9 protein-coding genes are annotated in these 16,057 nt (G+C 38.6%); 7 read left to right on the forward strand and 2 right to left on the reverse strand.

What is annotated here, in order from left to right; all coding sequences use genetic code 11:
- The first annotated feature begins 1 nt into the window (after nt 1).
- The 6 genes from UABHE_RS09605 to UABHE_RS09630 are packed head-to-tail and all read left to right on the forward strand — an operon-like array spanning nt 2 to nt 12,810.
- The gene (locus tag UABHE_RS09605; protein ID WP_372370038.1) at nt 2-6,754 is read left to right on the forward strand and encodes a beta-ketoacyl synthase N-terminal-like domain-containing protein; all 6,753 of its coding nucleotides are present in this window, start codon (nt 2-4) and stop codon (nt 6,752-6,754) included.
- On the forward strand, nt 6,751-7,788 hold the full coding sequence (locus tag UABHE_RS09610) for a 3-oxoacyl-ACP synthase III (RefSeq protein ID WP_372370039.1): 1,038 nt from the start codon (nt 6,751-6,753) through the stop codon (nt 7,786-7,788). The genes UABHE_RS09605 and UABHE_RS09610 overlap by 4 nt, the downstream gene beginning before the upstream one ends.
- Nucleotides 7,782-8,651 (forward strand): alpha/beta fold hydrolase, encoded by an 870-nt coding sequence (locus UABHE_RS09615; protein ID WP_372370040.1) that lies wholly within the window; start codon nt 7,782-7,784, stop codon nt 8,649-8,651. The genes UABHE_RS09610 and UABHE_RS09615 overlap by 7 nt, the downstream gene beginning before the upstream one ends.
- 9 nt (nt 8,652-8,660) lie before the next feature.
- On the forward strand, nt 8,661-10,286 hold the full coding sequence (locus UABHE_RS09620; protein ID WP_372370041.1) for a fatty acid CoA ligase family protein: 1,626 nt from the start codon (nt 8,661-8,663) through the stop codon (nt 10,284-10,286).
- A complete protein-coding gene (locus tag UABHE_RS09625) occupies nt 10,283-11,275 on the forward strand; it encodes an NAD-dependent epimerase/dehydratase family protein (RefSeq protein WP_372370043.1) in 993 nt (330 codons plus the stop codon). The genes UABHE_RS09620 and UABHE_RS09625 overlap by 4 nt, the downstream gene beginning before the upstream one ends.
- Nucleotides 11,276-11,283: 8 nt before the next feature.
- Complete coding sequence (locus tag UABHE_RS09630; protein ID WP_372370044.1) at nt 11,284-12,810, forward strand: PfaD family polyunsaturated fatty acid/polyketide biosynthesis protein; 1,527 nt, start codon at nt 11,284-11,286, stop codon at nt 12,808-12,810.
- A 234-nt stretch (nt 12,811-13,044) separates the two neighbouring features.
- Here UABHE_RS09630 and UABHE_RS09635 read toward each other — a convergent pair whose 3' ends face one another.
- Nucleotides 13,045-13,959 carry an aminoglycoside phosphotransferase family protein gene (locus UABHE_RS09635; protein ID WP_372370045.1) on the reverse strand — a complete coding sequence of 305 codons (915 nt, stop codon included), beginning with the start codon at nt 13,957-13,959 and terminating at the stop codon, nt 13,045-13,047.
- Nucleotides 13,960-14,410: 451 nt separating this feature from the next.
- Nucleotides 14,411-14,824, reverse strand: coding sequence for an NUDIX hydrolase (locus UABHE_RS09640; protein ID WP_372370046.1), 414 nt, complete (start codon nt 14,822-14,824; stop codon nt 14,411-14,413).
- A gap of 236 nt (nt 14,825-15,060) precedes the next feature.
- Here UABHE_RS09640 and UABHE_RS09645 point away from each other — a divergent pair, with 236 nt between their 5' ends.
- Entirely contained in the window at nt 15,061-16,005 is a 945-nt protein-coding gene (locus UABHE_RS09645; RefSeq protein ID WP_372370047.1) for an isopenicillin N synthase family dioxygenase, read from the forward strand.
- Nucleotides 16,006-16,057 lie beyond the last annotated feature (52 nt).

Here is a 16,057-nt window from a genome sequence, read left to right on the forward strand (position 1 = left end):
TATGAAATTTTCTCAACCTATAGCGATTGTTGGAATGGGAGGAGTATTTCCTGGCGGATTAGATTTCCAAAGCTTTTGGGATATAATTGTAACAGCAAAAGACATGGCAAAAGAACCACCTCACAATAGATGGCTCTTTTCGCCGCAGGAAATCTTTGACCCTAAAAAAGGTGCCACGGACAAAGTTTATTCTAAAAAAGGATGCTTTATTGAAAACTTTGTGCCCAATTTGCAAGGATTACAACTAGAAGAATGTGACGATCTCGACACATTATTTAAGTTAGTCCTACATTGCGGCAAACAGGCTTTTGATGACGCATATATGGAAAAAATTGATCGCAATCGCGTTAAGGTAATTCTAGGTAATATCGTTTTACCTACCGAAAAGTCATCACAATTGGCAACGCAAATTTTAGGGCCATCGTGGGAAAAACACATTTCAGGTAAAACAGTACAAAGTTCAGAACCTGTTGCTTCTACAAACAAATATGTCGCAGGTCTTCCAGGAGGATTACTTGCTAAAGCACTCGGTTTGGGAGGAGGAAGCTACACACTTGATGCTGCGTGTGCTTCATCTTTATACGCCATAAAATTGGCCGCTGATGAATTACTTAATCATCGTGTGGATGCAGTATTAACAGGCGGTATATCGCGTCCTGATTGCTTATACACCCAAATGGGATTTGCACAACTCCACGCACTTTCTACAACAGGAAAATGTTCACCTTTTGATGAAAAAGGTGATGGCTTAGTTGTGGGCGAAGGATGTGGAATTTTTGTTTTAAAGAGATTAGAAGACGCCATACGCGACAAAGATCATATTTACGGAAATATAGTAGGCACTGGACTGTCAAATGATATTGGTGGTAATTTACTTTCTCCTGATTCAGAAGGACAACTACAAGCCTTAAATACCGCCTATGCTCAAGCAGGCTGGAAACCAAGTGATGTAGATCTAATTGAATGTCATGCAACTGGAACACCACTAGGAGATGCAAAAGAATTCGAAAGTTTATCTACTCTATGGCAACAAGAACAGTGGCAAAAAAATCAGTGTATCATTGGCTCAGTTAAATCAAATGTAGGACATTTACTTACTGGAGCAGGAGCTGCGGGTCTAGCCAAGATTCTTTTGTCTTTTAAACACAAAACTCTCCCTCCTACAGCAAATTTTTCACAACCCAAAGAAAGTCTGGATTTTGATAACAGTCCTTTTCGCGTTCTTTCACAGCAACAAAAATGGGAAAGACGTGACGATGATACTCCGCGGCGCGCAGCTATCAATGCTTTTGGTTTTGGTGGAATCAATGCACATATATTAGTGGAAGAGTGGCAACCACAAAGCGAAGTAATTGTTTCATCACCACCACCAAAGCCAACAAACTCAGCGATTGCTGTTGTTGGTGTCGACGCGCATTTTGGCCCGTGGAATTCACTCAAACGTTTTCAAAGTCGCGTTCTTGGTGGCGAAAATAATATAAAAACAGAGTTAGCGCAGTGGGCAATTGATAGAGATGAGCAAAGCCATTGCCATGGGTACTTTATTAATGATTTACAAATTCCTTTTGGACGTTATCGTATTCCTCCTAAAGAGTTGCAAGAAATGCTTCCGCAACAGTCTTTGATGTTGCAAGTAGCGACCACTGCTGTGGAAATGGCGAGTTTGCAACAACTAGGTAATGCTGGCGTATTCATGGGAATTGCTCTTGATCTCAACACTACCAATTTTCATTTTCGCTGGCAAGCTTTGAAAAAAGCGCAAAAGTGGGCTCAACAAATGGGCTACACAGATGAATGGATTCGCGAAATAGCATCATCAGCAAATGAACCGCTTAGTGCAAATCGAACAATGGGTGCTCTTGGCGGAATTGTTGCTAGTCGCATTGCCAGAGAACTAAATGTTGCCAACTCTAGTTTTACCATTTCAAGCGAAGAAACATCTGGACTTTCTGCACTCGAAGTCGCAATAAGATCATTACAAAACAAAGACCTTGATACCGCAATTGTCGGCGCAGTTGATTTTGCTGGTGATATTCGCGCAGTGCTGGCTTCGCAACAAAATTCTGCTAAGCACATTGCATTTAGCCAACAAGGTGTTCATAGCACAGTTGGTGAAGGAGCGGGAGCAGTAGTATTAAAACGTTTAGACGATGCTCTAAGCGACAATAACAAAATTCATGCTATCGTTCGCGGCATTGGTAGCGCAACGACAACAAGTATACAAAGTGGTACTAGCAAAGAAGCTTACCAACTTGCCATTCTTCGCGCTTACGAAGAAGCACAAATTTCGCCACAAAATGTTGAGTACATAGAAACACACGGCAGCGGCGATATCGTTGAAGATGCCATTGAAATTGAAACCCTGGGCAAATTGTTTGAAGGTAGTTTTATTGGTAGTGTAAAAACTGATATTGGGCATACCGGAGCCGCAAGTGGTATAGCATCTTTTATTAAAGCAGTGCTGTGTTTACGCGAACAAATAACACCCGCTTTACGCGATATCAAAGAACTTCGCAAAGAACTTACTCAAGACAACACATTGATTTTTCCGCAACATAGTCAGTACTGGCTACATGATCGCAGTAAAGGACCACGTCTTGCTGGAGTAAGTGGAATGAGTACAGATGGTAATGCGTTACATGTTGTTCTTGAAGAATCACCGCAGCAAGTATCTTCTACTTATCCTATCGAGATTTGCGATGAAAAACTGTTTTGTATAGAAGCAAACACACCGCAACAACTACAAGACCAACTAAAAGAGTTAGATAATTTAATAGTAAGTGATCATTGTTTTGCGAGTTGCGCAAAAAAGTGGCAGCACAAACGTAATAAAGATGCAAAGTTAGCACTTACAATTATTGCCAAAGAAAAACAAGAATTACGTAATAAAATAAGTCAAGCGTCACAAGTAATTACACGCGGGCAAGGCGTTGACAAGCAACAAATATACTACCAACAAAATCCTATAAAAGGTGATCTCGCTTTTGTTTTTCCAGGTTCAGGAAATCATTACAGTGGTGCTGGTCGAAAAATTTCAACTACATGGCCACATATTTTACGTGCTCAGGACCTAGAAAGTAAATATTTACGAAGCCAGTTTCTTCCTGAAATTTTTTGGAATAGCCAACAAGTTCCGCAAAACAATCACCAAGCTCTTATTTTTGGGCAAGTTACCATGGGGATACTAGCTAGTGATCTACTACGTAGTTTTGGCTTACAACCGCAAGCGGTAATAGGCTATTCATTGGGAGAGTCTATTGGCTTATTCTCGCTACGCGCTTGGAAAAATCGCGACAAGATGTTACAACGAATTAATGATTCTACTCTTTTCACCTCCGATTTAGCCGGAAGTTGCGAAGCAGTCAAAAAAGCATGGGGTACCAACGAAGACATCGATTGGGTTGTTGGCATTGTTAATTGTTCTCATTCCAAGGTCAAAGAGATTCTTAAAAAATACACACGTGCTTACCTTTTCATTGTAAATACTCATGAAGAATGTGTTATTGGTGGAGATCGTAATCAAGTTGCACAAGCTGTATCGGAACTCAAAGGCAATTTTTTTCCACTTTCAGGTATTACCACCGTTCATTGCGAAGTTGTTGAACCAGTAGCACAGGCTTATAAAGATTTACATGTATTTTCGATTACCGAACCCTCGAATGTTCGTTTTTATAGCGCTGCTTGGGGTGAAAAATATACCTTAGAATCAGACAAAACCGCGCAATCTATTCTCACCCAAGCCACTAATGGTTTTGATTTCCCCAAAGTGGTCGAAAATGCTTACAATGATGGCGCACGTATATTTATAGAAGCAGGCCCTGGAAATTCATGTACACGCATGATCCACAATATATTAAATGACAAACCGCATATTGCACTATCTGCTTGTTTTTCACGTGACGATGAAGTGAATACAGTACTAACTTTATTGGCAAAACTCATTACTCACCGCGTACCTGTGGATTTAGATCATTTGTACGATTATGATATTCCACAGTCAAATAGTAAACGTAGCCTTACTATAAAAGTAGGAAAAAGTAAATGGGGAAGAGTAACTGCACCAATAAAAACTAAGAAAATCGACGACACTACACAGAAAACCACAAAAAGTGTATCTTCGCCACCAGCCCCAATCTCAATTTCTACGGAACGTAAAACAACGTACAATCAAGATATTTCACTAGGAGATTCCAAAATAAAAACTCCAACACCACAAATTCAGCAACAGGAATTGCCAATTATTACTGATGTACTTGAGCAAAGTTTTATAAATGAACAACAACATATGAAAGCGCATGAAGCGTATTTAAGACTTTCGCAAAATATGCTCAGTGATATTGCACAAATGATTTCTCTGCAAATGCAAACGGCACAGTCAGGTAATACGCAACTAGCAGCAGATTACGTACAAACGACAACTACAGTAAAAACAGAAGTGGATAAAGTCGTTGTGGAAAAAGAGTGTTTGTTTCCTCGTGAAGTATGTATGGAATTTGCCATTGGCTCTATTACTGCAATGTTTGGTGAACAGTTTGCCGAAGTAGATTCTTATCCAACACGGGTAAGACTACCAGCCGCACCACTTATGCTCGTAGATCGCATTACTCATCTTGAAGGTGAACCTTGCTCTATGAAATCGGGACGTGTCGTTACTGAGCACGACATTCAATCAGAAGCGTGGTATTTAGACAATAATCGTATTCCAGTGTGTATAGCTGTTGAGTCAGGGCAAGCAGATTTACTTCTTTCGGGATATCTTGGTGTTGATTTCAAAACCAAAGGTTTAGCGGTATATCGTTTACTAGACGCAGAAGTAACATTTCATCGACATTTACCTGGTCCTGGAGAAACAATTAAATACGATATAGAAGTATTAGAATTTTTTCGCCAAGGCAACACCTATTTATTTCGTTTTCAGTTTGAAAGTACAGTAAATGGTGAACGTCTTCTTACTATGCGTAAAGGATGCGCAGGATTCTTCACTGAAGAAGCACTAAATAGTGGGCGTGGTATTGTTCACACTAAACTTGACTTACGACAACAACCAGGTAAACAACCTGCCGATTGGCGAGATCTTGTGCCTATGAAAATAGAGACATATAACGAAGCGCAAGTTGAATGTTTACGCAGAGGTGACTTAGCTGGATGTTTTGGAGAACACTTTAGCAACTTAAATTTGCAAAAACCTCCTTACTTGCCTAGTGGAAAAATGCAGCTAGTTGACCGCGTGGTTCATTTAGATCCGCAAGGTGGCCGTTTTGGATTAGGTGTTATTAAATCTGAAGCTGATATTTATCCTGACGATTGGTTTTTAACCTGCCATTTTATAGATGACCAAGTGATGCCAGGTACTCTTATGTACGAATGTTCTTTGTATACGCTGCGCATATTTTTATGGCGCATGGGTTGGATCGCGGAGCATGAACAACTAGTTTATGAACCGATACCAGGGGTATCAAGTCAGTTGAAATGTCGTGGCCAAGTTATTGCTTCAACAAAAAAAGCAGCATATGAAGTGGTGATCAAAGAACGCGGATATAATCCTCATCCTTATGTTATTGCTGATGCTTTATTATTCGCTGATGATAAACCTATTGTAAAAATATCAAATATGTCTTTACAACTTTCTGGTTTAAAAAGAAATAACATAGAGAAGTTGTGGTCAACTCCTCAACAAAAACAAGTACTATACGATTATGATAAAATCTATGCTTTTTCAAATGGGTTACCATCTGAGGCTTTTGGAGAGCCGTATCGCATTTTTGACCACGATCGCGTTATTGCAAGACTTCCACGTCCTCCATATCAATTTTTAGATCGTATTGTTGATGTAAGCGGCGCACCATGGAAAATGAAAGCTGGCGGAGCTGCAACTGCAGAATATGATGTTCCCGGAGACGAATGGTACTTTACTAGTAATGGACAACAAGGAATGCCATTTGCAATTTTGTTAGAGATTGCTCTACAACCTTGTGGATGGCTTGCAGCATATGTTGGCTCTGCTCTTACTAGTGATACAGATCTTTCATTTCGTAATCTAGGCGGAGAAGGGACACAATTTTGCGAAGTTCTTCCTGACAAAACCTTGACCACTGTGGTTAAAATGACTAGCGTTTCACGATCAGGCGGAATGATAATTCAACATTATAGCTTAGATGTTGATTGTGAAGGACAAAAAGTATACAAAGGCAAAACATACTTTGGCTTTTTCTCAAAGAAAGCTCTCGCTGACCAAGTAGGAATTCAAGAAGCACAGTGGCATGTTCCACAAGCGCCAAAAAATAAATCCCCGTATCCACAACAATCACATTTTCCAACAACTCAAATGAAAATGGTTGATGATATAGAAATACTTTTACCGCGCGGAGGTAAGCATGAACTTGGATTTATTCAAGGAACAAAAAAAGTAGATCCAAAAGAATGGTTTTTTGATGCGCACTTCTTTCAAGATCCCGTTTGCCCTGGTTCGTTGGGACTAGAATCTTTTCTACAAATATTAAAAGTTTTTGCTGAACAACGTTGGGAACTTGAAGCAAATGATATTTTTGAAACCATAGCGCTTAACGAAAAACACCAATGGATATATCGCGGTCAAATTATACCAAGCGACGATTTAGTCACAGTACAAGCAACAATTACCGCAATCGATGATGACAACAAACTACTTAAAGCTGACGGTTATTTGAGTGTTGATGGAAGAATGATATACGAAATGAAAGACTTTTCTCTAAAGGTAAAGAAGAACTTATCATGAGATACCAAAATGTTTTTGTAGAAGCGCTAAGTTATGAACTACCCCCAGTAGTGGTGACCTCTTCTGAATTAGAAATGCAGTTGAAGGCTATGTATAAAGCGTTGCACATTCCCTTGGGACAACTAGAAACACTCACTGGAATTGGTGAAAGGCGCTGGTGGGAGAAAGGGTATTTATTGTCAGACGGGGCCACTAGTGCCGCGCAAAAAGCTTTAGAAAATTCGCCATTTAAAGGTAAGGATATTGAAGCTCTTGTTTATACTGGTGTATGTCGTGAAAATTTTGAACCAGCTACTGCATGTAGGGTAGCGGCAAAGTTAGGGTTAAAAGAAGATGCTTTTGTTTATGACATAAGTAACGCTTGTTTAGGTGTACTCAATGGTATCATCGATATAGCAAATCGCATCGAACTCGGACAAATTGAAGTCGGAATGGTCGTTTCTTCTGAAACAGCACGCGAAATTAACGAAACTATGATCGCTCGTATGCTAAAAGAAACGAATATCGAAGCCTTTAAATATTCACTAGCGACCTTGACAGGCGGTTCAGGTTCTGTTGCGGTCCTGCTCACTAATCAACAAAGGTCAAGTGGTCGCCGTCGTCTACTTGGTGGAACAGCTAAAGCAGCTCCACAACACTACCAATTATGTAAGTGGGGAATGGAACTAGTAGGAGACAGTTATACTCCAACGATGTTTACAGACTCGGTTGCGGTTTTAAAAAATGGCGTGGAACTTGCACAAAAAACTTGGCGTAAATTCCTTGAAGAAATAAATTGGCAGCCGCACAGTGTTGACAAGGTTATTTGTCACCAAATAGGTTCTGAGCATCAAAATACAGTGCTCAAGGCTCTTTCTATAGAAAGAGATAAAGACTTTTGCACCTATCCTTATTTGGGCAATATTGGAACTGTGTCACTGCCTATTACCGCAGCCATTGCAGAAGAAAGAGATTTTATAGAACCAGGAGATCGCGTAGGATTTTTGGGAATAGGAAGTGGACTCAATTGCATAATGTTAGGGTGGGAATGGTGAAAAATCTATATCCGTTTAAAAATAATTATTTAGAACTAAATGGTAGTCGTTATCACTATGTCAATGAAGGCAAAGGACAACCAGTTGTAATGCTGCATGGAAATCCAACTTGGTCGTTTTATTATCGCAATTTAATTTCAGCTCTTTGCGACAATTATCAGGTTATTGCTCCAGACCATATGGGATGTGGTTTATCAGATAAACCGCAAGACTACAACTATACATTTGATCAACGCGCCAAAGATGTTGCCGCACTACTCGATCATCTTGAAATCACCGAGAATATCACTTTGGTGGTTCATGATTGGGGAGGAATGATAGGAATGTTGTTTGCAACACGTTTTCCCGAGCGCATAAAAAGAATCGTAGTATTAAACACCGCCGGTTTTCATTTACCTAAGAGTAAAATGTTTCCTTGGCCTCTGTGGATATGTCGCAATACTAGATTCGGAGCCTTTCTCGTACGACGTTTTAATGCTTTTTGTCGTATTGCTGCTCGTGTATGCGTAAAACAACGTCCTCTTACAAAAGAAGTAAAAGCGGCTTATCTTTCTCCATATGATTCGTGGGAAAATCGCATAGCTGTACTACGTTTTGTCCAAGATATTCCTCTTGTAAAAAAAGACCCAGGATACGATCTTATTAGCGAAGTACAAGAAAATCTTTCGCAGTTTTTGCAAACTCCTATGCTCATTTGTTGGGGCAAAAAAGATTTTGTTTTTGATTATCATTTTCTCGAAGAGTGGATAAAGTACTTTCCACAAGCACAAGTACATCGCTTTCCTAAGTCAGGGCACTATATACTTGAAGATTCAGGAGAACAAATTATCCCACTTATTCAAAGCTTTTTACTAGAGACCTAGGAGAAATTGATGGCAAACATCGCAGAACATCTACCAAAAATGGCAAGTCTGCAACCAGATTCTCAGGCAGTTATTATAGTTGATGGCCGTAAGAATAAAAAACTCAGTTATACCTCCTACACTTTTCGTGAATTAGATGACGCTGCGAATGAAATTGCTGTAGGTTTAGAAGAAATAGGCATCACTCGTGGAGTTCGCACAGCGCTAATGGTTAAACCTAGCCGTGAGTTTTTTTCACTAACATTTGCTCTCTTCAAGGTAGGAGCTGTTCCGGTTTTAATTGATCCAGGAATTGGTATAAAAAATCTTGCTACTTGTTTAAAAGAAGCGAAGCCTCAAGCTTTCATTGGCATTCCAAAAGCTCATATTGCGCGTATCATACTTGGGTGGGCAAAAGAAAGTGTCAAAATCTGCATAACAGTAGGTAAACGTTTATTTTGGGGAGGTAAAACTCTACAACAAATACGTAAACCCGGGCATTCTTACACGATGCAAGAAACTAAAGCAGACGATATGGCAGCGATTCTATTTACCAGTGGTAGTACTGGAGTTCCCAAAGGCGCTATTTATAACCATGGAAATTTTTGTGCACAGGTCGATATATTAAAACGCATATATGATATAAAACCAGGTGAAGTAGATCTCGCGACATTTCCTCTTTTTGCACTTTTTGGCCCTGCACTAGGAATGGCTGTTGTTTCTCCGCAAATGGATGCCACGCGTCCAGCCTCTGTAGAACCGCAAAATATTATTGATCCTGTTCTTGAATTTTCGATTACCAATATGTTTGGTTCTCCAGCGCTTATAAATAGAGTAGGTCGTTACGGACAACAAAACAATGTGCGTCTACCTTCTCTTAAACGCGTGATTTCTGCAGGAGCACCCGTTCCTGGCCCGGTACTAAAATGTTTTAGCACTATGCTGAATGATGAGACACAAATATTCACTCCCTACGGAGCAACAGAATCGCTGCCTGTTTGCTCTATAGGAAGCAAAGAGGTACTAAACACCACTCAAAAGCTTACAGATGAAGGTGCTGGTGTTTGTGTCGGGCGACCCGTTGACGAAATCACTGTTCGCATAATAAAAATAACAGATTCTCCTATCTCTTCTTTCTCCAAAGATCTTGAAGTCACCGCAGGAGAAATAGGTGAAATTATCGTACAGGGCCCTCAAGTAACCTCTGGTTACTATAATCGTTCTGGTTCGAATGAATTATCAAAAATAAAAGATGGCGAAGGTTTTTTTCATCGCATGGGCGATTTAGGATATTTCGACGAAGAAGGACGCATATGGTTTTGTGGACGTAAGGCGCATCGCGTTGTTACTCCGCAACAAACTCTTTTTACGGTTAAATGCGAAGCAATATTCAACACACATCCACAAGTTTATCGCAGCGCTCTTGTTGGTGTGCAACAGGAAAATGTTACTCCAGTATTATGCATTGAGCTAGAAAAAGGGCATTCTCCTAGTGAAAAACTACGCAACGAACTACGTAAACTTGGCGAACAAAAACCTTATACTCAGAAAATAGAAACGATTCTTTTTCATCCTTCTTTTCCTGTTGATATTAGACACAACGCTAAAATTTTTCGCGAAAAACTTGCGGTATGGGCAGCAAAGGAGATATCGTGAAAGTTCTTGTAACAGGAGGAGGCGGATTTTTGGGTTTTGCTATTGTGAAAGAACTCTTAGCAAGAGGAGATGAGGTGCGCAGTTTGTCACGCAAAAGCTATCCTCAACTTCAAAAACTAAACGTAGAACAAATTGCTGGAGACTTGAACAATATGTCCGCTGTCAGTTCAGCAGTGGAAGGTTGCGAGCTCGTATTCCACGTTGCAGCAAAACCAGGTGTTTGGGGTAACTACGACGAGTACTATCAAACTAACTTTGTCGGTACAAAAAATATAGTAGATTGTTGTCGGCAGCACGGGGTCAAAAAACTAGTATACACAAGCACTCCCAGTGTTGTGCATAGTGGAGATAGTATAGAGGCTATTGACGAAACAGCACCATATGCTAAAGATTACCTCACTCACTATCCCAAAACCAAAGCACTCGCTGAACAACTAGTTTTGAATAGTTGTGATAGTGTTTTTTCGGCTGTAGCACTTCGTCCTCATCTTATTTGGGGACCAGGAGACAATCATCTCGTTCCACGCATCGTTGAAAGAGGTAAAGCAGGACAACTACGCCAAATCGGAACAAAGCCTTGTTTGGTAGACTCTGTTTATATAAGTAATGCTGCCAATGCTCATATTCTTGCAGCGAATGAGTTGTCTCCTAACTCAGTTGTTTCCGGAAAAGCGTATTTTATCTCTAATGGCGAACCACTACCAGTGTGGGAACTCATCAATAAAATCCTTGGAGCAGCAAATGTGCCCCCTGTCACCAAAACAATTTCTCCGAAAATAGCTTACTTCGCTGGTTGGCTTATGGAAATGGTGTATAGTGCACTACGTATAAAAAGTGAACCGCGGATGACGCGCTTTGTTGCTAAACAGTTGTCTACTTCTCACTGGTTTGATATTAGTGCTGCACGCAGAGATTTTGGGTATAAACCAACTGTTTCTATTGATCAAGGTATAGAATTACTAAAACAAGACTTTGCCTCACAAAATTAGGAATAAACATGGATATCACCAGATTACTAGAACCAATACGCGACTACAAGCGCGCTATTACTGTAGAAAAAAAAGATAATAATTTTATTGTTCACAACGGTTTTTCCCCAGTCGAAAACAGTGCTTTTATTCCTGCAATGAGCCCAAGGACTCTTGGATGCAAAACATTTCAAACAGCGCATGAGGTTAAATATCCATATATAGCTGGTGCAATGGCAAATGGCATTGGTTCCGCCGAAATTGTTATTGCAATGGCCAGAGCAGGAATGCTTGGTTTTTTTGGCGCAGGAGGACTTTCCCTTGCTAATATTGAAAAAAATATTAGCAAAATACAAAGTGCTTTGAATGGCGAAAGCTATGGTTTTAATCTGCTGCATAGTCCTTTTGAAACGCAACTTGAAGAAGATACTGTAGATTTGTATTTAAAGCATAATATTACGCGTGTTTCTGCTTCTGCCTATTTAAAAATTACGCCTCATATTGTTTATTATCGGGCGAAAGGAATGAGGAGAGTAGGCGATGATATTGTGCCTAAAAATTACATATTTGCAAAAATTTCGCGGACAGAATTAGCGAAGGCTTTTATGTCTCCTCCTCCTCAAAAAATATTAGAGCAGTTACACCAAGAAGGCAAAATTAGTTCACAAGAACGCGACTTAGCATCACTACTTCCATTAGCGGAAGATATTACTGCTGAAGCTGACTCTGGCGGCCATACAGATCAACGACCACTTGTAACTTTGCTGCCTACTATTTGCGAAATACGCAATGAGTACATGAAAAATTTTCAATACGATCGCCCTATTCGCGTAGGAGCTGCCGGTGGAATTTCTACTCCGCAATCAATGGCCGCTGCTTTTGCTATGGGTGCTGATTATGTAGTTACTGGAAGTGTTAATCAATGTTGTGTTGAGGCAGATACATCGCAAATTGCAAAAGAAATGCTATGTAAAGCAGAGGCTCACGATGTAAAAATGGCTCCTGCCGCTGATATGTTTGAAATGGGTGTAAAGTTGCAGGTTCTAAAACAAGGAACGATGTTTGCAATGCGCGCTGACCGTTTATACAATGTATATAGCAACTATAAATCAATTGAAGAAATACCTGAAAAAGAGAAGAATATTTTAGAGAAAACGATATTCCGCCAGCCACTAACTCAAGTATGGGAAGAGACAAAAACCTTTTTTCAAAAACGCGATCCATTACAAATTGATAAAGCGCAAAAAAATCCCCGTCATAAGATGGCACTTATTTTTCGCTCTTATTTAGGACGTTCAAGTATTTGGGCTAAGACGGGAGAAGTGGACAGAAAAATAGACTATCAAATTTGGTGTGGGCAAGCAATGGGAAGCTTTAACGAGTGGGTAAACAAAACTCCATTAGATCCTATTGACAATAGACAAGTTGCTGATGTTGCCAAGAATTTGTTGCGTGGAACGGTGATATTAAATCGTATAAATGCTATGCGCTTACAAGGAATTGATACTCCATCCTACCTCTATAATATACCTGCTGAAAAAGATTTAGTTTTATAATTGTATGTAAATTTTTAGTTTCGAATCGAAACTCCAGAATGAAAAAATTACAGACGGCAATAAATACCTGATTCTGTTCCAAAAAATCTTAAACCATTTTGGTAAGTATAGCAATAATGCGAAGTAAAACCATGAAAAAGAGAGCGTTGATCAAGAGCAAGACAAAATTTAAAAATGTCAACACGCCTAGCTAGTCAAATGTCTGATGCTTTAACAAACATATCTTTTAAAGCGTCAGATATTACTCTCATCGTAAATTTCACTCCAACGACATAGTAACTTACGTAAATAAGGTATCTTCATCATCACAAAGTAGAATGGACTATCAAGTACATATGTAGCGCGTCCCATCACATGGACTAAATTAATTAAATTGTACAAACAGTATAGCTTTTCACAAAAATCAAACTTCTTGTTAGAAAAATACCCAGATAAAACGTTATATTGAGCTTTAGATAAGTAACTTTCGGTACTTGCTAAATCAAATAACGAGTCTCCCAAGTGAGCCCATTCAAAATCAACAATTGCACATATATCACTATTACAACTTAGTAAAACATTTTGTGATTTGAAATCACGATGTAAAAGTACTGTTTTCGGAAATTCAGGAATAAGTTGTGCTGAAGATTCAATAATATGTTTAGTTATTGTCCAATTCTTTACATCAATAAACGGTTTACATAAAGCAAGGTTTTTTTCAGCAAGCAGTAACAAATACTCTCGCCAATTTTCATAAGAAGGGCAAGGCCATTTATCTACAACTTGCTCTGTCTCATCATGTAGTAACCGTAAAAACTTACCCATTTGATAAGAAATATCGTATTCAAAATCGCAAGATTTCCCTTCAAGATATTCAACCACAAAATATGGTTTTAGAAATATATCGAGAGTATTGTCATAACAAATTGGTTTGGCAACAGGTAGTTTGGTATTCAAAGATAAAAATTGATACACTTCAAATTCACTATGAGATAAATTTTGCCAACGTGGTATCTTAAGAAAATACTTACTGCCTTGAGTATTTTCCAAACAAACATTCATGTGGATACCACCAGGGATATAGTTCCACGATCTTAATTCTTTCAAAGAATGTCGCTTTAGTAACAACACTAGCTTTTGTTCAAATTCTCGTTCATCGCAAAATTCCATTGGTCAATTCTCTCTTTAAAATCTAAAAATACAGCACTTTACTTTAAATCGCAGCCATATTCTTTATATCGCCTTAAGTCAACTGCAGTTGGGCGTTGCCCTGAGCTAAATACACGAGGAAAATAATTATTTTGAAAATAACAATGCAATGTAATGCTTCCTTGGTGGGTAAACTTGGCGGCGTTTCTTAATAGGTTATTGATAATACAAGTGAATTTTTCTTTATCTTCATGACAAGTGGTAATTTCTGGAGAAATATCGAGTATTATTTTTACATTATTGTTCTTTAAAACATCAATGTACTACAGACTCTCCTTTAATCTTTCTGTAATATTAAAGTCTCCTAATTTTCTCTTTTACTTATATTTGAAGATATTCGAAAATTATATGCATATTAAAAGTCTGAATATATTTATTATACTTGTGTTCATATAATTAAACTAATTTTAAATTATCTATTTATTGCATTAACATGTTCTATTGCTTTTTTTAAAATACTCTTCATTTCTGCGCGCTGTATTAGATTTTCAGCTTCTGAAAAAGAAACCCAACAGCGCTTGCGATATTTTTTCTCTAGCCACCTATCTTTACATACAGTTACTTCCATTAATTCTGCGGCAACCAAAAGAGAAAGCCCTCTTTTTTCATATGAAAAAGTGCCTAAACTAGTAACGATTGTTCCTTCAAGTCCAGCCTCTTCCTCTGCTTCTTTTAGCGCAGTCTCTTGTGGTGTCTCTGCGCCGTCAATATTTCCCTTAGGAAATATCCAGTCATTATGGCTACGAGATGTAATTAAGCAAAATGTAACTATATTATGCTCCTTACGATAAGGAACAGCACATGCTTGTTGGCAATTTTTACTCATGGTGTACTCCAAAAAATTAACAGCCTAAATATCAATTTTTTTATAAAAAATTTAATATCAATTTTACTTTTCTTTACGTTATTTTTTGTGCACTTTACACAAATCCATACTCCATTTTTTCAAAATAAAAAGCAAAATTTTACTTGATAACACTGCAAATTTATGATTTATGTAGCGCAGTATTGTTATAAGTGGCATTAGTCACTTAATTTTCATAAATGTGATTGGGAAAAAAAATGAAACCTTGTTACGACAAAATCCCCTCGCTAAACTTCCACGATTTTTTAAGTAAGAATGATAACAAAAAACAAAATTTTATTTATAGTTTAGGTAAAGCTTACCAACAACTAGGATTTGTTACTATAAAAAATCACAATTTAGACGAACAGTTTATCAAAAAACTTTTTAATGTATATCATCAGTTTTTTAATTTGTCAGAGGAAACAAAAAACAGATACTACGACGAAAAGCTTTGTGGTGAGCGAGGATATACCGGAAAAATGCGCGAATGTGCAAAGGGATTTAAAGAACCAGACTTGAAAGAGTTTTTCCATGTAGGACAAGAAGGGCAAAGAAAATATCCTGTCAATATTTGGCCTTCAGAAATACCGGACTTTAAGAAGATCAACATTAAAGCTTACCAAGCACTTGAGAATATCGGTTTTTCTATTCTCGAAGCACTCACCTCATTCTTAAACCTTCCGCACAATTTTCTAAAAGAAAAAGTTACTCATGGTAATAGCGTTCTTCGCGCGATTCATTACTTCCCTATCCAAAACAACCATCCTACAAATGCTGTAAGAGCAGCAGAACACTGCGATATTAATTTTATCACAGTACTCATGTCAGCGAGCGCTGAGGGATTACAAGTCAAACGACACGATGGAAAATGGATCGATGTCAAACCTGACCCTGATACAATTATCATAAACGTAGGCGATATGCTTTCGCGAATGACTAACAATCGCCTCAAATCTACTGTCCACCGTGTAATAAACCCCTCTCTCGAAAAAATGCATGAACCACGCTACTCCATTCCTTTTTTCATGCATCCTAAACCAGATGTCAATTTAGCTAGTTTAGAAAGCTGTGTCGATAGAGCTCATCCTAAACTTTACAAAGATATCACTGCTGGTGAATTTTTATATCAAAGGCTTGTAGAAAACGGCCTCAAAGGATAAAGTTTTAGAGAATTCTCGCAAAATGTGAGAGTTCTCGTATCTCAGATAAATT

Origin of the sequence: Candidatus Uabimicrobium helgolandensis (assembly GCF_041508025.1) — a bacterium.
Classification (GTDB): domain Bacteria; phylum Planctomycetota; class Uabimicrobiia; order Uabimicrobiales; family Uabimicrobiaceae; genus Uabimicrobium; species Uabimicrobium helgolandensis.

Excerpts from the sequence above, each read along its gene's own strand:
- UABHE_RS09605 (WP_372370038.1), top strand. The coding sequence starts at position 2 with ATGAAATTTTCTCAACCTATAGCGATTGTTGGAATGGGAGGAGTATTT.
- UABHE_RS09610 (WP_372370039.1), top strand. The coding sequence starts at position 6,751 with ATGAGATACCAAAATGTTTTTGTAGAAGCGCTAAGTTATGAACTACCC.
- UABHE_RS09615 (WP_372370040.1), top strand. The coding sequence starts at position 7,782 with ATGGTGAAAAATCTATATCCGTTTAAAAATAATTATTTAGAACTAAAT.
- UABHE_RS09620 (WP_372370041.1), top strand. The coding sequence starts at position 8,661 with ATGGCAAACATCGCAGAACATCTACCAAAAATGGCAAGTCTGCAACCA.
- UABHE_RS09630 (WP_372370044.1), top strand. The coding sequence starts at position 11,284 with ATGGATATCACCAGATTACTAGAACCAATACGCGACTACAAGCGCGCT.
- UABHE_RS09635 (WP_372370045.1), bottom strand. The coding sequence starts at position 13,959 with ATGGAATTTTGCGATGAACGAGAATTTGAACAAAAGCTAGTGTTGTTA.
- UABHE_RS09640 (WP_372370046.1), bottom strand. The coding sequence starts at position 14,824 with ATGAGTAAAAATTGCCAACAAGCATGTGCTGTTCCTTATCGTAAGGAG.
- UABHE_RS09645 (WP_372370047.1), top strand. The coding sequence starts at position 15,061 with ATGAAACCTTGTTACGACAAAATCCCCTCGCTAAACTTCCACGATTTT.